Origin of the sequence: Klebsiella planticola (genome assembly GCF_000783935.2) — a bacterium.
Lineage (GTDB): Bacteria > Pseudomonadota > Gammaproteobacteria > Enterobacterales > Enterobacteriaceae > Klebsiella > Klebsiella planticola.
In genome coordinates, this window is the sequence record NZ_CP026047.1 from 1782821 (window position 1) to 1800916 (window position 18096).

At 51.8% G+C, this 18096-nt stretch carries 16 protein-coding genes; 10 read left to right on the forward strand and 6 right to left on the reverse strand.

Annotated features, from left to right (window positions below):
* Nucleotides 1-132 precede the first annotated feature (132 nt).
* Nucleotides 133-180, forward strand: coding sequence for a spot 42 RNA, inhibition of DNA synthesis (locus MC50_RS29370; protein WP_071892919.1), 48 nt, complete (start codon nt 133-135; stop codon nt 178-180).
* Nucleotides 181-315: 135 nt separating this feature from the next.
* Here MC50_RS29370 and yihA read toward each other — a convergent pair whose 3' ends face one another.
* Entirely contained in the window at nt 316-948 is a 633-nt protein-coding gene (gene yihA / locus MC50_RS08615; RefSeq protein WP_032690136.1) for a ribosome biogenesis GTP-binding protein YihA/YsxC, read from the reverse strand.
* 585 nt (nt 949-1533) lie between these two features.
* On the opposite strand from yihA, the gene yihI reads away from it, so the two are divergent.
* Together yihI and hemN are read left to right on the forward strand one after the other, a co-directional pair.
* Nucleotides 1534-2040 carry a Der GTPase-activating protein YihI gene (yihI, locus tag MC50_RS08620; protein WP_032690135.1) on the forward strand — a complete coding sequence of 169 codons (507 nt, stop codon included), beginning with the start codon at nt 1534-1536 and terminating at the stop codon, nt 2038-2040.
* Nucleotides 2041-2228: 188 nt separating this feature from the next.
* On the forward strand, nt 2229-3602 hold the full coding sequence (gene hemN / locus MC50_RS08630) for an oxygen-independent coproporphyrinogen III oxidase (protein WP_047663660.1): 1374 nt from the start codon (nt 2229-2231) through the stop codon (nt 3600-3602).
* 43 nt (nt 3603-3645) lie between these two features.
* Here the strand turns inward: hemN and glnG are convergent, their stop codons facing one another.
* From glnG to glnA, 3 genes are all read right to left on the reverse strand, one after another.
* Nucleotides 3646-5055: a nitrogen regulation protein NR(I) gene (gene glnG / locus MC50_RS08635; protein WP_032690144.1), complete on the reverse strand. Its 1410-nt coding sequence runs from the start codon at nt 5053-5055 to the stop codon at nt 3646-3648.
* A gap of 8 nt (nt 5056-5063) precedes the next feature.
* The gene (glnL, locus tag MC50_RS08640) at nt 5064-6113 is read right to left on the reverse strand and encodes a nitrogen regulation protein NR(II) (protein ID WP_004869278.1); all 1050 of its coding nucleotides are present in this window, start codon (nt 6111-6113) and stop codon (nt 5064-5066) included.
* Nucleotides 6114-6300: 187 nt separating this feature from the next.
* The gene (glnA, locus tag MC50_RS08645) at nt 6301-7710 is read right to left on the reverse strand and encodes a glutamate--ammonia ligase (RefSeq protein ID WP_004127100.1); all 1410 of its coding nucleotides are present in this window, start codon (nt 7708-7710) and stop codon (nt 6301-6303) included.
* 378 nt (nt 7711-8088) lie between these two features.
* Between glnA and typA the strand changes: the two genes are divergently transcribed.
* From typA to MC50_RS08675, 4 genes are all read left to right on the forward strand, one after another.
* A complete protein-coding gene (typA, locus tag MC50_RS08660) occupies nt 8089-9912 on the forward strand; it encodes a ribosome-dependent GTPase TypA (RefSeq protein ID WP_032690133.1) in 1824 nt (607 codons plus the stop codon).
* 210 nt (nt 9913-10122) lie between these two features.
* On the forward strand, nt 10123-10833 hold the full coding sequence (locus MC50_RS08665; RefSeq protein ID WP_004869280.1) for a GntR family transcriptional regulator: 711 nt from the start codon (nt 10123-10125) through the stop codon (nt 10831-10833).
* A 7-nt stretch (nt 10834-10840) separates the two neighbouring features.
* Nucleotides 10841-11821, forward strand: coding sequence for a sugar phosphate isomerase/epimerase family protein (locus MC50_RS08670; protein ID WP_047663663.1), 981 nt, complete (start codon nt 10841-10843; stop codon nt 11819-11821).
* Between the two features lie 105 nt (nt 11822-11926).
* Nucleotides 11927-13195, forward strand: coding sequence for an MFS transporter (locus MC50_RS08675; RefSeq protein ID WP_032690131.1), 1269 nt, complete (start codon nt 11927-11929; stop codon nt 13193-13195).
* Nucleotides 13196-13282: 87 nt separating this feature from the next.
* Here MC50_RS08675 and MC50_RS08680 read toward each other — a convergent pair whose 3' ends face one another.
* Both MC50_RS08680 and MC50_RS08685 read right to left on the reverse strand, forming a co-directional pair.
* A complete protein-coding gene (locus tag MC50_RS08680; protein WP_047663665.1) occupies nt 13283-14086 on the reverse strand; it encodes a DeoR/GlpR family DNA-binding transcription regulator in 804 nt (267 codons plus the stop codon).
* Between the two features lie 39 nt (nt 14087-14125).
* Nucleotides 14126-15022 (reverse strand): sugar kinase, encoded by an 897-nt coding sequence (locus MC50_RS08685; protein ID WP_047663667.1) that lies wholly within the window; start codon nt 15020-15022, stop codon nt 14126-14128.
* A gap of 172 nt (nt 15023-15194) precedes the next feature.
* On the opposite strand from MC50_RS08685, the gene yihU reads away from it, so the two are divergent.
* The 3 genes from yihU to MC50_RS08700 are packed head-to-tail and all read left to right on the forward strand — an operon-like array spanning nt 15195 to nt 18041.
* Nucleotides 15195-16085: a sulfolactaldehyde 3-reductase gene (yihU, locus tag MC50_RS08690; RefSeq protein ID WP_047663668.1), complete on the forward strand. Its 891-nt coding sequence runs from the start codon at nt 15195-15197 to the stop codon at nt 16083-16085.
* A gap of 25 nt (nt 16086-16110) precedes the next feature.
* On the forward strand, nt 16111-16998 hold the full coding sequence (locus tag MC50_RS08695; RefSeq protein WP_047663669.1) for an aldolase: 888 nt from the start codon (nt 16111-16113) through the stop codon (nt 16996-16998).
* A gap of 32 nt (nt 16999-17030) precedes the next feature.
* Complete coding sequence (locus MC50_RS08700; RefSeq protein ID WP_102990863.1) at nt 17031-18041, forward strand: zinc-dependent alcohol dehydrogenase; 1011 nt, start codon at nt 17031-17033, stop codon at nt 18039-18041.
* The last annotated feature ends 55 nt before the right edge of the window (nt 18042-18096 follow it).

Consider the following 18096-nt stretch of genomic DNA (forward strand, 5'->3'; position numbering starts at 1 on the left):
AGCAACATAACTTATAGCGTTTTGTGATGATCATTTGAATTTGCTATGTAAAGAGTGAAAAAAAACTACAAAAAGTGCTTTCTCCGTAACCAAAAGAAGAGTAGAGTTAATGACGTAGGGTACAGAGGTAAGATGTTCTATCTTTCAGACCTTTTACTTCACGTAATCGGATTTGGCTGAATATTTTAGCCGCCCCGGTCATTTATGACCGGGGCGTTTTTTATTGCGCGAAAGAAAATTCTGGCGGACTGCGGTGGGCTGATGACGCAGCCCGGATAAGACGTCAGGCGCCGCTATCCGGGAAAACAACGGCGATTACTCTCCGTCGGCGATCTCTTCCTGAGGAGGGATCTCATTAAACCAGCTGTCGAGCTTCTGACGCAGCTTATCCACGCCTGATTTTTTCAGCGAAGAGAAGGGTTCAACCTGCACATCGCCGTTAAAGGCAAGAACCGCCTCACGCACCATATTGACCTGCGCTTTACGTGCGCCGCTGGCCAGCTTATCGGCTTTGGTGAGCAGAACCAGTACCTGGATATCGCTTTCTACGGCCCATTCGATCATTTGCTGATCGAGGTCTTTCAGCGGATGACGGATATCCATCAGCACCACCAGTCCTTTCAGGCACAGACGCTTCTCCAGGTATTCACCCAGAGCGCGCTGCCATTTGATCTTCATCTCCTCCGGGACCTGAGCGTAGCCGTAACCCGGCAGGTCGACCAGGCGTTTGCCTTCGGCGACTTCAAACAGGTTGATTAGCTGGGTGCGGCCAGGGGTCTTTGAAGTACGCGCCAGGCTTTTCTGGTTGGTGAGCGTATTCAGGGCGCTGGATTTCCCCGCATTTGAGCGACCAGCAAAGGCAACTTCGATACCCGTATCGGATGGAAGGTGGCGGATATCGGGTGCGCTGGTGACAAAATGCGTCTGTTGATAGTTCCAGTTAGTCAAGACTGTCGTCTCCGTTAAATAAGGCTATGGCGAGGATTATACCTGAACAGCAGAAAAAGGCTGTTTTTACCGCATCCTCTGCCGTAAGTAAAAACCCTTCACTTTGTGAGACATTGTCCATTCAATGTCGAGGTAATCGATGAGAAACGACGGTGTGGATAGTGTTAAGGCATTAAAATTCATACAATTAACTGTATAGAACAATCTTAAATAGCCATTTTTACTTTGTGGTTGGTTGTAGGATTTGATTAAAACGGTAAAGTAATGGGCACAGGCGAGGAAGCCGGCAGGAAAGTGACTCAGGATGAGTAGTCAGGAGCGCCAGGGAGGCGAAGACCCGGGATTAATGTCAGGATGACAAACGTCTGGAGACGTTTTAACAAGGAAAGGGAGATAACAGGGACTGTTATTTGCTAAAGGAAAGACAGGGTGCGTCGTGAGCTAACAGGGAAAGTGGAAACCCGCTAAGGGTTGTCAGTGAGGAAAAAGGCGGCAGAGTAATCTGTCGCCTTTTTTCTTTGCTTGCTTTCTGCTAGATTCCGCCTCAATTCTATACTGAAGAAAACGAATCTGAAGATTACCTATATGAAAAAACCGACATCCGTACCCCGTGGCAAAACGCATCGCAAGACACGTGAAGAAATGAATCAGGAATCCCGCGATCGCAAACGCCAGAAGAAACATCGTGGTCACGCGGCAGGAAGTCGCGCAACCGGCGGTGATGCCGCATCATCCGGCAAAAAACAGAGCCAGCAGCAAGATCCGCGTATTGGGAGTAAAAAACCGATTCCGCTGGGCGTGACTGAAAGCACCCCGGCTCCTAAGCAGCACAAACCGAAGAGCGAGAAACCTATGCTTTCACCACAGGCTGAGCTGGATTTGCTGGAAAACGATGAGCGCCTGGACGCGCTGCTGGAACGTCTGGAAGAGGGCGGCACCCTGAATGCTGAAGAGCAGTCGTGGGTCGATGCCAAACTCGATCGTATTGATGAGCTGATGCAGCAGCTTGGCCTGTCCTACGATGATGACGAGGATGAGGAAGAAGAAGAGCGTCAGGAAGATATGATGCGTCTGCTGAAGGGTGGAAACTAACGTTTGCACTCAATCGGATTCCCGGTCCTGCTTATAACCCTTTTGGTTGTATGTTATCTGCTGTGGTTATTCGTTAAACTACGACGGTTGTCGCGGCGTCAGAAATGGCTGCGCAACCGGCTCATTACCCGAGGTGCGGTTGGGCCGGGGCGGCGTACCCGCCGACGGCACCATCGGAAGGAGTGAGCATGTCTGTGCAGTTAATCGACTGGGATCTGGCCCTGATCCAGAAATATAACTATTCGGGGCCACGTTATACCTCATACCCCACCGCACTGGAGTTTTCGCCTGAGTTCGGTGCGGCAGAATTTGACGCGGCGGTAGCTCGCTACCCGCAGCGTCCGCTATCGCTGTATGTGCATATTCCGTTTTGTCACAAGCTCTGCTATTTCTGTGGCTGCAACAAAATTGTGACTCGCCAGCAGCATAAAGCCGACCAGTACCTGGATGTGCTGGAGCAAGAAATTATTCATCGCGCGCCGCTCTTTGCCGGGCGTCAGGTGCACCAGCTGCACTGGGGCGGCGGTACCCCCACTTACCTGAATAAAGCGCAAATCAGCCGCTTAATGCGTTTGTTGCGCAGCCATTTCAATTTTAACGCCGATGCAGAGATCTCGATTGAAGTCGATCCGCGTGAAATTGAACTGGATGTTCTGGATCATCTCCGATCGGAAGGCTTTAACCGGTTGAGCATGGGCGTGCAGGATTTCAATAAAGAGGTTCAGCGGCTGGTGAACCGCGAGCAGGATGAGGCGTTTATCTTTGCCCTGCTCAACCATGCGCGTGAAATTGGTTTTACCTCGACGAATATCGATCTGATTTACGGCCTGCCGAAACAAACGCCGGAGAGTTTTGCCTTTACGCTGCAAAAAGTGGCCGAGCTCAACCCCGATCGTCTGAGCGTATTCAACTATGCGCATCTGCCGACGCTCTTCGCCGCTCAGCGTAAAATCAAAGATGCCGACCTGCCTTCGGCGGAACAGAAGCTGGATATTCTGCAGGAGACCATTGCCTCACTCACCGACGCCGGCTATCAGTTTATCGGCATGGATCACTTTGCCCGTCCGGATGACGAGCTGGCCATTGCTCAGCGCGACGGCGTCCTGCACCGTAATTTCCAGGGGTACACCACTCAGGGCGATACCGACCTGCTGGGGATGGGGGTGTCGGCGATCAGCATGATTGGCGACTGCTACGCGCAGAACCAGAAAGAGCTGAAGCTCTATTATCAACAGGTTGATGAAACCGGAGATGCGCTCTGGCGCGGTATCGCGTTGACCCGCGATGACTGTATTCGTCGTGACGTTATTAAGGCATTGATTTGCCAGTTCCATCTCGATTTCTCTGCGGTGGAAACGCGGTGGAAACTGGATTTTCAGCGTTATTTTGCAGACGATCTGGCGCTGCTGGCACCGCTGGCAAAAGATGGGCTGGTGGATGTGGATGACAAGGGCATTCAGGTGACGGCAAAAGGCCGTCTGCTGATTCGCAACATCTGCATGTGCTTTGACGCCTATCTGCGTCAGAAAGCGCGGATGCAGCAGTTCTCCCGGGTAATTTAAACACTATCCCGGCGGGCGACAGGCCTGCCGGGACAGCGAAGCATTACTCCATTCCTAACTCTTTCAGCTTGCGCGTTAGCGTATTACGTCCCCATCCTAGCAGTCGCGCGGCTTCCTGCTTATGCCCTTGCGTATGACGCAGGGCAGTAGTAAGCAGCGTCCGCTCCATCTCCGGCTGCGCTTCAGAAAGCAGGTTTTGATGACCGGAACGTAGAGCGCGATCGGCCCACTGTCCCAGTAAGGTTGCCCAGCTGTCCGGTTGCATATGCGTCGGGCTATCGGGAATCGCGGTTTCAAACAGTTCGCTGGGAAGATCCTGCGTCAGAACCTCCTGGCCTGCTGCCATCACCGTCAGCCAGCGGCAGGTGTTCTCCAGCTGGCGGACGTTACCAGGCCAGGCTAAACGGGTGAGCGCGGTTTCCGTCTCCGGATGAAGCAGCTTGGCTTCGACCCCCAGTTCGCGGGCGGCAATTTGCAGGAAGTGCCGCGCCAGGCGGGGAATATCTTCGCGGCGCTCGCGCAGCGGCGGCAGATGAACGCGAATCACGTTCAGGCGGTGGAACAGGTCCTCACGGAACTTTCCTTCCTGCACGCGCTGCTCAAGGTTCTGGTGGGTTGCCGCAATAATTCGCACGTCTACCTTCACCGGCGCATAGCCGCCAACGCGATAGAACTGGCCATCGGCCAGCACGCGCAGCAGGCGCGTCTGTACATCAAGCGGCATATCGCCGATCTCATCGAGGAACAAAGTCCCACCGTCAGCCTGCTCAAAACGTCCCTGACGTACGGTATTGGCGCCGGTAAATGCCCCTTTTTCGTGACCGAAAAGTTCAGATTCGATCAGGTCTTTTGGGATTGCAGCCATATTCAGTGCGATAAACGGCGCTTTTGCCCGCGGGCTATGGCGGTGCAGGGCGTGCGCAACCAGCTCTTTACCGGTACCGGATTCGCCGTTGATCAATACGCTGATTGATGAACGCGACAGGCGCCCGATGATGCGAAAGACGTCCTGCATTGCCGGCGCTTCGCCGATGATATCGGCCGTCGGGCTATTAATCGGCGCATTACGCGGCTGCTGCTGTTCCTGGTAATGGCTAATCGCCCGATCAACCAGCGCCACCGCTTCATCGATATCAAAAGGTTTGGGCAGATAGTCAAAGGCACCTTGCTGATAGGCGCTGACCGCCGCGTCCAGATCCGAATGCGCGGTCATTATGATGACCGGAAGCATTGGGTGACGCTGTTTGATTTGTTTCAGTAACGCCAACCCATCCATTCCCGGCATCCGGATATCAGATAACAGTACATCCGGGGTTTTGGTGGTGAGTGCATCAAGCACCTCGTTGCCGCTTTCAAACGTTGTACAACTTAAGCCTGCTCCGGTGAGCGCGCGTTCAAGCACCCAACGGATGGAGCTATCGTCATCAACGATCCAGGCTATCCCTCGTTGCATAAACACCTCTACTTCCGAATAGGCAGGTACACCGAGAATTCGGTATGTCCTGGCCAACTGGTAAATTCAATTTTGCCGGAGTGCTGATCGATAAGACTGCGGGCAATGGAGAGCCCCAGACCGGTACCGCCTTCGCGACCGCTAACCATGGGGTAGAACAGCGTATCCTGTAAGTGGGACGGAATTCCCGGGCCGTTGTCCTCGACGTCAATACGCGCGGTGAGGCGGTAACGTACGCCGTGCAGCGTCAGCTGAAAGGCGGTACGGGTGCGCAGGATGATCTCGCCACCTTCTGGCCCCAGCGCCTGCAGCGCGTTGCGTACGACATTCAGCAGAACCTGTTCGATCTGGTCCGGGTCATGAGGAAGCTCCGGCAGGCTCGGGTCGTAATCGCGGACCAGTTTGACGTTATCCGGCAGTTCCATCGAGACCAGCTTCACAACCCGTTCGGCGACCTTATGGATGCTTTCGGTAACGTGCATCCCTGGATGCTGCGGCCCCAGCAGGCGGTCGACCAGATTTCTTAAGCGATCGGCCTGTTCAATAATCACGTTGGTGTATTCCATCAACGCCGGGTCAGGCAGCGCTTTACTCAACAATTGCGCAGCGCCTCTCAGGCCGCCTAAAGGATTTTTGATCTCATGGGCCAACCCGCGAACCAAATCCCGCGCCGCGATTTGCTGGGCGTGCTGCAGCTGCTCCTGGCTCAGGCGTCGCTGGTTATCCATCGGTGCCATCTCCAGCAGGATATAGCCTTCAGGCAGGCGCTGTGCGGTCAGAGACAGGATATGCGAGCGGCCATCGATAACCAGCGTCACTTCGTTGTCGGTAAAGCCCTGGCCCGCCAGCAGGCTTTCCTGCATCAGGCCGATATTCAGTGAAAAGTAGCTCAACAGTTCCGGAAGCGGCGTGCCAAAGAGCTTACGTGAACTTTGCGCCAGCAGCTGCTGCGCGGCCGGGTTCGCGTAATGCACCGCCAGGTCGTCATCGACCAGTAAGATACTGTTGATTAAAGAGTTAAGGATCTGCCCAGCATCGGGCTGAGTGCCTGTTGCCATCTGACAGTCTCCTGAAAAGAGTGCACCATTTTAGTGCAGTATAGCTTTTTATAGATAAAAAGCGCATGAGATCAGAGTGTTGGTGGAGAAAAAAGCCCATCCTGAGATGGGCTGAAAGTTTCCACGGCAACAAAATATCCACGGTACCCCACGCCACAACACGGAATACCGGGGATTTACAGCAAAATCAGACGCTGTAGTACAGTTCGAATTCAACCGGGTGCGGAGTCATGCGTACGCGGTCGTTTTCTTCAATACGCAGGGCGATGTAAGCATCGATAGCGTCGTTGGTGAACACGCCGCCAGCCGTCAGGAACTCACGGTCAGCGTCCAGCGCGTTCAGTGCTTCTTCCAGAGAGCCTGCAACCTGTGGGATCTCTTTCGCTTCTTCCGGCGGCAGGTCGTACAGGTTTTTGTCCATCGCTTCGCCCGGATGGATTTTGTTCTTGATACCGTCAAGGCCAGCCATCAGCAGTGCTGCGAAGCACAGGTACGGGTTAGCCGCCGGGTCCGGGAAGCGCACTTCGATACGGCGTGCTTTCGGCGAGGTGACTACCGGGATACGGATGGAAGCGGAACGGTTACGGGCAGAGTAAGCCAGCATGACCGGTGCTTCGTAACCCGGGACCAGACGCTTGTAGGAGTTGGTGGTCGGGTTTGCCAGGGCGTTGATCGCTTTAGCGTGCTTGATAACGCCGCCGATGTAGTACAGCGCTTGTTCAGACAGGCCTGCATACTTGTCACCAGAGAACAGGTTAACGCCGTTCTTGGACAGAGACATGTGGCAGTGCATACCGGAACCGTTGTCGCCGAACATAGGCTTCGGCATGAAGGTCGCGGTTTTACCAAAACGGTGCGCCACGTTGTGCACAACGTATTTGTAGATCTGAATTTCGTCCGCTTTTTTGGTCATGGTGTTGAAACGGGTAGCGATTTCGTTCTGACCCGCGGTAGCCACTTCGTGGTGGTGAGCTTCAACAACCAGGCCCATCTCTTCCATGATCATACACATGGTGGAACGGATGTCCTGAGAGGAGTCAACCGGCGGAACCGGGAAATAACCGCCTTTCACGCCTGGGCGGTGACCTTTGTTACCACCTTCGTATTTGGTGGAGGAGTTCCATGCGCCTTCGATGTCGTCGATAGCAACGTGGGAGCCGGAGATAGAGGCGCCGAAACGGATATCGTCGAACAGGAAGAACTCAGGTTCTGGCCCGAACAGAACGGTGTCCGCCAGACCGGTAGAGCGCAGGTATTCTTCCGCGCGTTTGGCGATGGAGCGCGGGTCACGGTCGTAGCCCTGCAGCGTACCTGGTTCCAGGATATCGCAGCGGATGATCAGCGTCGGTTCTTCATAGAACGGGTCGATCAGCGCAGTGGTCGCATCCGGCATCAGAACCATGTCAGATTCGTTAATACCTTTCCAGCCACCAATCGAGGAGCCATCAAACATTTTGCCTTCTTCGAAGAATTCGGCATTTACCTGATGAGAAGGAATTGTGACGTGCTGTTCTTTACCTTTGGTATCGGTGAAGCGCAGATCGACAAACTTCACTTCGTGCTCGTTCAGCATCGTCAAAACGTGTTCAGCGGACATACTTAAACTCTCCCGGATTGGTCATTGTCGTCGTGGTAACGAAAACTTTTTAACTGCTTAATGTGGCGTTGTTGCCTTAAAAAATATAAAGCGAAATCTGTGCCAACTTTTAAATTGCCCCCAAAAGGCGTTATCATGCACTCCATCGTGCAAAAGGGCTGCACCATTATGAATGCATTGCACCAATATAGTGCAATTGTGTGAACATTGGGCACTATTTTGGTGCAATTGACCTTGAATAACCCTTTTAACGCTCCGTGAAAGCGATCACAAAGAAACTCTGCAATACTTGTTTGTGGAGGATGTTTGTGATCCTGTTTTGTACTGCGATTAATCCGTGTACAATAACGCGCTATTTCTAATGCCTGAGGCAAAGTTGTGATCGAAAATTTGCGTAATATCGCCATCATCGCGCACGTTGACCATGGTAAAACTACCCTGGTTGATAAGCTGCTGCAGCAATCCGGTACGTTCGACGCGCGTGCCGAAACTCAAGAGCGAGTGATGGACTCCAACGATTTGGAGAAAGAGCGTGGGATTACCATCCTCGCGAAAAACACCGCCATTAAATGGAATGACTACCGTATCAACATCGTTGATACCCCTGGGCACGCCGACTTCGGTGGTGAAGTTGAGCGTGTAATGTCCATGGTTGATTCCGTTCTACTGGTTGTTGACGCAATGGATGGCCCAATGCCGCAGACGCGCTTCGTAACCAAGAAGGCATTTGCTCATGGCCTGAAGCCCATTGTTGTCATCAACAAAGTTGACCGTCCTGGCGCGCGTCCTGACTGGGTTGTCGATCAGGTATTCGACCTGTTCGTTAACCTCGACGCTACCGACGAACAGCTGGACTTCCCGATCGTTTATGCTTCTGCGCTGAACGGTATTGCGGGTCTGGATCACGAAGATATGGCTGAAGATATGACTCCGCTGTATCAGACTATCGTCGATCGTGTTCCGGCACCGAACGTTGACCTTGATGGTCCGCTGCAGATGCAAATCTCCCAGCTGGATTACAACAACTACGTTGGCGTCATTGGCATCGGCCGCATCAAACGCGGTAAAGTGAAGCCAAACCAGCAGGTCACTATCGTTGATAGCGAAGGCAAAACCCGTAACGGTAAAGTGGGTAAAGTTCTGACCCACCTGGGCCTGGAGCGTATCGACAGCGATATTGCTGAAGCGGGCGATATCATCGCGATCACCGGTCTGGGCGAACTGAACATCTCTGACACCATCTGTGATCCGCAGAATGTTGAAGCGCTGCCGGCGCTGTCAGTCGATGAGCCAACCGTCTCCATGTTCTTCTGCGTTAACACCTCTCCGTTCTGTGGTAAAGAAGGTAAGTACGTTACCTCTCGTCAGATTCTTGACCGTCTGAACAAAGAGCTGGTGCATAACGTGGCGCTGCGCGTTGAAGAAACTCCGGATGCTGATGCATTCCGCGTTTCCGGTCGTGGTGAACTGCACCTGTCGGTTCTGATCGAAAATATGCGTCGTGAAGGTTTCGAAATGGCGGTTTCCCGTCCGAAAGTTATCTTCCGCGAAATCGACGGCCGTAAACAAGAGCCGTTCGAAAACGTAACGCTGGACGTTGAAGAGCAGCATCAGGGTTCTGTCATGCAGGCTCTGGGTGAGCGTAAAGGCGACCTGAAAAACATGAATCCAGATGGCAAAGGCCGCGTACGTCTCGACTACGTGATCCCAAGCCGTGGCCTGATCGGTTTCCGTTCTGAGTTCATGACCATGACTTCCGGTACTGGTCTGCTGTACTCCACCTTCAGCCACTACGATGACATTCGTGCGGGCGATGTGGGCCAGCGTCAGAACGGCGTACTGATCTCCAACGGTCAGGGTAAAGCGGTTGCGTTTGCCCTGTTCAGCCTGCAGGACCGCGGTAAGCTGTTCCTGGGGCACGGTGCTGAAGTTTACGAAGGCCAGATCATCGGTATTCACAGTCGTTCTAACGACCTGACTGTAAACTGCCTGACCGGTAAGAAACTGACCAACATGCGTGCTTCCGGTACTGACGAAGCAACGGTCCTGGTTCCGCCAGTGAAGATGACCCTGGAGCAGGCTCTGGAGTTCATCGATGACGACGAACTGGTAGAAGTGACCCCAACTTCCGTTCGTATCCGTAAACGTCATCTGACCGAGAACGACCGTAAACGCGCAATGCGCGGTGCGAAAGAAGATTAATTCCCGCTTCTTGTCGATGCCAGAACCCCGCCTTGATGGCGGGGTTTTTTTTTGCCCTGGCGCGATAGCCGCGCGTCAGTCAGCAGAGAGCCACTCGCTTTCCGAAGAGAGGCCGGTCACATTTATCCCCAAAGAATAACGGAGATATTGTTTTTTTTTTGCACGTCGGAGTAAGATTCATGAACTGGTTTAAACCAATTGGGTTAAACAATGACAACAAATCTGTCTACCGTCGAAAATGCGAAGGAAAAATTAGATCACTGGCTGAGGGAAGGGCTCACCGCGCCTGGCGGTAAACTCCCCTCCGAACGAGAATTAGGCGAACTGCTGGGGATTAAGCGGATGACCCTGCGGCAGGCGCTCCTCAGCCTGGAGGCGGAATCGAGAATCTTCCGTAAAGACCGGAAGGGCTGGTTCGTGACCCAGCCCCGTTTTAATTATAGTCCGGAGCTCTCCGCCAGCTTTCAGCGCGCCGCGCTTGAACAAGGTCGGGAACCCTCCTGGGGATTTATTGAAAAAAGCCGCACGGCAAATTACCCCGAGGCCGCACGACCGCTTCTTGCGACAGCGGCATCTGATGAACTGTACCTCATCACCGGTTGGGGGGCGCTGGAAGGGCATAAAGTGTTTTATCACGAAACCTTTATTAACCCGAATGTCGCTCCAGGGTTTATTGAACAGCTTGAAAACCAATCCTTCTCCTCGGTCTGGAAAAATGAGTACCAAAAGGACGTCGTAACCAAAAAGCTCGTATTTAAACCGGTCAGAATGTCCGGCGATATCAGTAAATTCATTGGCGGCTCTTCAGGTATGCCGGCCATTCTTATTGAAAAACACCGGGCTGACAGCGATGGAAATATCATTCAGATAGATATTGAATATTGGCGGTTTGAGGCGGTAGACCTCTTTATTAACTTGTAGGTACGTTATGTTAACTCAATACGATGCAGAAAAAATCCTCTCCCGTGTCGATAACCTTCCTCTTTATCTTCACGCCTATGCATATCATCTTAATATGCGGCTTGAGCGTATATTACCCGGCGATTTATTAGATATCGCCCATGAAAATAATCTACGCGGGGTGAAAATTCATGTTCTCGATGGTGAAACGCGCTCCTTAGGTAAAATGAGTGATGCTGAACTTGCCGCTTTTTCTGAAAAAGCACAGAGATTGCAGCTTGATGTCCATATAGAGACCAGTTCTTCAGATAAACAAGCGATCGACCATGTAACGCATATAGCATTAAAAACTGGCGCCAGCTCCGTCAGATTTTACCCTCGCTATGAGGGGCATTTACAAGATGTTCTGTCAAAAATCGCTCTTGATATCCAGTATCTGAAGGCACGTTATCAGGATAGCGGGCTGACTTTTACTCTTGAGCAGCATGAGGATCTAAAAAGCCACGAGCTGACCGCATTAATAGAGCAAAGCGGTATGTCTTCGCTCTCTCTGCTTTTTGATTTTGCGAATATGATTAATGCCAACGAACATCCGCTGCATGCATTAGAGGCGATGTCTCCGTTTATTACTCAGGTTCATATTAAAGATGCGTTAATTATGCCGCAGGATAACGGTCTCGGACATCAGGCCTGCGTCTCCGGCCAAGGGGATATGCCGTTTAAGGCGTTGCTCACCAGACTGATTTGCCTGGGCGACGAACAACCCCAGGTGGTCGCCTACGGCCTGGAAGAAGAAGTGGACTATTATGCCCCGGCATTCCGCTTTGCCGATGAAGGCGACAACCCGTGGATCCCGTGGCGGGAAATGAGCGAAACACCGTTACCCGATGCCTCACAGCTGGAAACCCGGTTATTGAAAGAAAAAGCGGATGCTCTTCAACAGTTAGCATTTGTCAGAACAACGCTGCAGGAAATAAAAAGTGAGGCCAGCTGCATTATTAACTCTTAATTTCAATCTCTGATTTTTAATTTTTTTGATATGCCACCCGTCAGGCGTGGTCAGGGTTCTTTTTCCTTTTAAAACTAAATGATTGTAAAATCATTAAGGAATTATATGCTCACAAAAAAGAAATGGGCACTCTTTAGCTTATTGACACTGTGTGGTGGTACGATTTATAAACTGCCTTCGCTAAAGGATGCTTTCTATATACCGATGCAAGAGTATTTTCATTTGACCAATGGTCAAATTGGCAATGCTATGTCTGTGAACTCGTTTGTCACGACAATTGGTTTCTTTCTTTCAATCTATTTTGCCGATAAATTACCGCGCAAATATACCATGTCCCTCTCGCTTATCGCCACCGGACTGTTAGGTATCTATCTGACAACCATGCCGGGATACTGGGGGATTCTCTTTGTCTGGGCACTATTTGGTGTCACCTGCGATATGATGAACTGGCCGGTATTATTAAAGTCGGTTAGTCGTCTGGGGAATAGCGAACAGCAGGGGCGGTTGTTTGGTTTCTTTGAAACCGGACGGGGTATTGTCGATACCATCGTAGCGTTTTCTGCGCTGGCGGTTTTTGCCTGGTTTGGCAGTGGCCTGTTAGGGTTTAAAGCAGGGATCTGGTTTTATTCTGTTATCGTTATTAGCGTCGGGATCATTATCTTCTTCGTGCTGAATCGGGATGATGATGAGGTGAAAACGACAGCCGTTGATCGCCCACAGGAAGAAAAGAAAAACACCAGTATGTCCTCCGTATTGAAAGATAAGACAATATGGCTGATTGCGGTCAACGTCTTTTTTGTCTATGCCGTCTATTGCGGGTTAACATTCTTTATTCCGTTCCTGAAAAATATTTATCTGCTGCCTGTCGCGCTGGTGGGGGCTTACGGCATTATTAACCAGTATTGCCTGAAGATGATCGGGGGCCCCGTTGGCGGGATTATCTCGGATAAGATACTGAAATCACCGAGCAAATATTTGTGCTACACCTTTTTTATCAGTACGGCTGCGCTGGTGGTCTTAATTCTGCTGCCTCATGAAAGTATGCCGGTTTATCTGGGAATGGCCTGCACATTGGGCTTTGGGGCGATCGTCTTTACTCAGCGCGCGGTCTTCTTTGCCCCCATCGGCGAGGCAAAGATTGCGGAAAGCCAGACCGGTGCCGCCATGGCTCTCGGTAGCTTTATCGGCTATGCCCCTGCGATGTTCTGTTTCAGCCTCTACGGCTATATCCTGGATCTTAATCCGGGCATTCTGGGGTACAAAATTGTCTTTGGTATCATGGCCTGCTTTGCGTTCTGTGGCGCCGTCGCCTCAGTATTGCTGGTGAAGCGGATTAGCCAAAGAAAGCGGGCGTTAGAGATCGCCAAGGCATAGAGCCGATTACATACCCTTACCTCGTTCGCTCAAAGCCGCAGATTTCTGCGGCTTTCTTACCATATCTCCCCGGCAGAAGAGGTTTTTTTACTCGCTGATATCCCGGGGGATATCCTTCTCGGCAATGACCAGTTCAACATTTTCCTCACTCATCAGCTGCTTAAATGAGTTTGGCGGCGGAGCATCGGTGAAAAATGCCCGAACTTTACGTGCGTTGCCGATGGAGACGGCTGCGGAGGCAGAGAATTTAGTATGGTCGGCAACTAATAGCGTATTACGCGCATGTTCAATCATAGTTTTGGCGACCTGAGCTTCATTGACATCGAATTCCAGCAGTGTCCCATCATGCTCAATAGCTCCAATGCTGGTGATTAAATAGTCCGCTCTGAACCCTTCAATAAAGCTCACCGCTCCAGGACCCACGATGCCGCCATTATGTGCACGTAGCGTTCCTCCTGGCACCATGACTTCAATATCCTGGTTTTTATACAAGATTTGTGCGACACGAAGACTGTTCGTGATGATGCGTAAATCATGGCGATTGAGCAACGCCCTTGCAACGGCTTCTACGGTTGTTCCTATCGTAATAAAAACGGTGCAACGTTCTGGAAGATAATCAGCAACGGCTTCCGCAATAGCTTGCTTTTCCTGAGTGAGCGACAGTTCGCGCTGCTCAAAGGCCGTATTCATGACGCTTGATACTCTTCCGGCTCCGCCATGATGACGGGTAATCAACCCTTGCTCACTCAGTTTACGAATATCCCGGCGGACAGTTTGCGTGGATACATCCAGCAGCTGCGCCAGTTCTTCGATATTCATGTAGCCTCGCTCCGCAATATAGTGAACGAGCTGATCGTGTCGTGGGTTACCGGTAATCTCGGTGATGCTCATGAATACTCCTGTACTCTGCCCCTGTAAATGTTCACTATTTTACGCATAAAGTGACAAAAATGATTCAGTTTGCTCACGATTAGGAATGCCTGCTCGACCTCCTGCGCGTGTGCATTTCATCGCTGCTACCGCGCTGGCAAAACGAATAGCTTGAATTGTAGGCATTTTTTCCGCTAACGCGAGGGCCATAGCTCCGTGAAAAACATCGCCAGCGCCGGTAGTATCGACCACATCCACAGAGAATCCGGGCTGTTGACACAGATGATCATCTGCAATCCATAAAGACCCTTCACTACCCAGAGTGACATATACCTGGCCATCAGTGTGTTTAGCGGCCAGATGCAAACCCAGTTCGGCGTTGCTTTGCCCAGTCATTCGTTCCAGACCTGGCGTAGAGAAAACGGCATGATCGGCAAGTGCAACCAGTGGGGTGATGTCCTGCGGCGTCATATCCGCATCCAGCAGCGTTGTGACGCCTGCCGCACGTGCCAGCGTAAAGGCTTTCTCTGTCCCCTCGTGCCAACGGACATCGGCCAGGACGATGTCGTAACGTGAAAAATCGATTGATTCCAGCCATTGTGCATCGGTCTTCAGATCCGGGCTCGGGTAGTTAACGATGATTCGCTCTCCTTGATGATCAACAAGAATTGCGGATTGTGAAGAGCGTGCATGGGTATATTGGCGACAAAGTGAAGTATTGACCCCCCAGTTTTGCAGCTCGGTAAGTAAGGTATTTCCACAACTGTCGTCACCTACGCGGCCAATGAAGTCAACTTCAGCTCCGAGCCTGGCAATAGCAACAGCCGCTGTTGCCGCCGGACCCCCTCCCGTTTCCAGATACTGGCTTGCCTGATATTTGCCACCACCCTCAGGAAGGTTCCCCAGAGAGTAAATGCGATCCTGAACGGTGATTCCAACGCATGCAATTCTGATCATATCTGACTTGTCCTGTGTGATTTTGTCTTCTTTTGTTCATTCTAATGACATAAATGATCAAATTAGTGATGCTGGTCGTGTTTTTAATCATAAATTACAAATATGCTCAAAAACAGACGGAATTTTCTTTTTTTGTTGTAATTTTTTGTCAACCTAAGACAGGAGATCGTTCATGACGACCATCGCATTTTTGGGATTGGGCCAGATGGGTAGCCCAATGGCCAACAATTTGTTGCAAAAAGGGCATGCTTTGCGTGTTTTCGACGTAAATCAGCAAGCCGTTAAAACGTTAGTTCAGAAGGGGGCCATCGCAGCCGGAACCCCGGCCGAAGCAGCACAGGGCGCTGAGTTTGTCATCACAATGCTGCCAAATGGCGACATTGTTCGCCAGGTATTGCTAGGCGAATCTGGCGTCTGTGAATCGGTATCTCATGATGCACTGGTAATCGATATGTCCACGATTCACCCGCTACAAACCGATGCACTCCTCGACGCGATGAAAGAAAAAGGCATCAGCATGATGGATGCCCCCGTGGGCAGAACTTCCGTTAATGCTATCGATGGCACTTTGCTGATACTGGCAGGAGGAACGTCAGATCAGGTGGAGCGTGCGCGCCCAATTCTGTTGTGCATGGGATCTGAGATGATCGAAGCGGGGGGTCCGGGTATGGGGATCCGCGTCAAGTTGATCAACAACTACATGAGCATCGCGCTAAACGCACTGTCTGCGGAAGCTGCCGTGCTTTGCGAATCATTAGGCTTAAGTCTGGATGTGGCTATCAAAGTCATGAGCGGTACGGCAGCAGGCAAAGGCCACTTCACCACAACCTGGCCTGGAAAAGTGCTGAAAGGGGATCTTTCTCCCGCATTTATGGTGGACCTGGCGTTGAAAGATTTGCGTATCGCCGTTGATGTCGCCGGACAGACCGGAGCGCCGCTCAGCATGGGGATTGCGGCAGAAACGTATTATGCCAGCGCCAGCGAGAATGGCCGAGGTCGCCAGGACTGGAGCGCGCTGTTATCTCAGGTTCGTCAGCAGGCTGGCCGTCCGGACTCATTTTAAATTCTAAACGTTCACAGGAGTTACTATGTCTTCCCACAATAACCCGTACACCCTGAAAGATATCTCTCGCCCTGGCGGCGGATTTGCCATGTTGGCCGTCGATCAGCGTGAAGCAATGCGTTTGATGTTTGCGGCTTCCGGGCATGCTAAGCCGATAGCGGATAGCGTTTTAACTGATTTTAAAGTTTCTGCGACGCGCATCTTGTCCCCCTATGCTTCTGCGGTCCTTGCCGATAAGCAATTTTGCCTGGATCAGATCGTGTCACAGGGTGCGGTGGCTGATTCATGTGGTCTGATTGTCGCTGCCGATCGTTTTATCCCCGGTAATGGCATCCCGGTTGACAGCGTTGAAATTGATAAAGCTATTGACCCTCATCAGGCGCGGCAGATGGGCGCAAAGGCAATGAAACTGTTGGTGTTGTGGCGTGAAGATGAACCTGCGCAAGCGCGCCTGTCGATGGTGAATGAGTTCGTTGAACGTTGTCGTAGCGCCGGGCTGGTCAGCATTATTGAACCGGTGGTGCGTCCTCCTCGTTGTGGTTGGGAGTTTGACCGCGAAGGCGCCATTGTTGCTGCTGCAGCAGAACTTGGGAACACAGGCGCCGACCTCTATAAAGCAGAAATGCCGTTAGGCGGTAAGGGCGATCAACAGACGTTACTCGCCGCGTGCCAGAAACTTAATGATCAAATGAAGATGCCCTGGGTCATTCTCTCCTCGGGCGTTGATGCGGATATTTTTGGACGTGCGGTGCGCATTGCAATGAAAGCGGGGGCTTCAGGATTCCTGGCCGGTCGAGCCGTGTGGGCTTCGGTTATCGGTGCTCAGGATCCGCAAACGATGCTGCGTGATGTTTCCGTTCCACGCCTGCAGCGTTTAGCTGAAATCGTTGATGAAGGTATTGCTCAACGCTAATCACCGGTTCATAACGAATTTGGAGAATGACAATGGATAAAATTACCCAGGTTTTATTTTCTGATATTGGGAGCGTCACTACCCAGTATGTTGAAGTGCCACACCAGGAACTCAAACCCCATGAAGTTCGTATTGCTCCGGTATTCTATGGAATTTGCGGATCTGACCTGCATGTATTGAAGGGGGGGCATCCGTTTGCTAAGCCCCCTGTTGTCCCAGGACATGAAATTGCTGCACGCGTAACGGAAGTCGGTAGTGAGGTAAAAGAGGTTAAACCGGGTGACCATGTTGTCGTCGACCCCATTATGGCGTGTATGGAATGTCGTGCCTGTAAAGCAGGCCGCTTTAATCTGTGCGAGCCTCCGCAGGTTGCGGGTTTCCGTGCACCAGGGTTTGCTCGTTCGCAGCATATTGTACCGGCGAGAAACTGCCATGTTGCACCTGCTTCCCTGCCTCTGAAAGTACTGGCTTTTGCTGAGCCGGCCGCCTGTGCGCGCCACTGTGTTAACCGTATGCCGAAAGCCTCACTTGAGAGCGTGTTGGTGATTGGTGCAGGAACCATTGGCTTATCCATTGTTCAGGCACTCCGCATTATGGGGGCGGGGAAAATTACCGTTATCGAGCCCGATGCCGCTAAACGAGCGCTGTCATTAAAGCTTGGTGCTGCTGAAGTCTGGGCTCCCGGCGAGCTTGATCCGCAGGTTCGCTTTACGGGAGCGATAGATGTGGTTGCTGCTCAGGCAACGCTAAATGATGCCTGCACTCGTGTCTATGCCGGCGGAACGGTGGTATGCATGGGGGTGCCAGGCGGCCCTCGTGAAATCCCTCTCCCTATGATGCAGCGTTTTGAACGGGATTTGCTGAATTCCGGCATGTACATCCCGGAGGATTTTGACGTGGTGATTGGGTGGCTCTCCGATGGCCAGTTTGACACTCGTGAACTGGTGACAGATCTGTTCCCGGTCGAAGATGCGGCGAAGGCGTTTGAACGTGCACAACAGAATGATTCCATAAAAGTCATGCTGCAATTTGCTGAGGTTTAATGATGTAACCCTCTGTCTGGCGCTGCAAAACAGCCGCGCCACCTACATACAACAA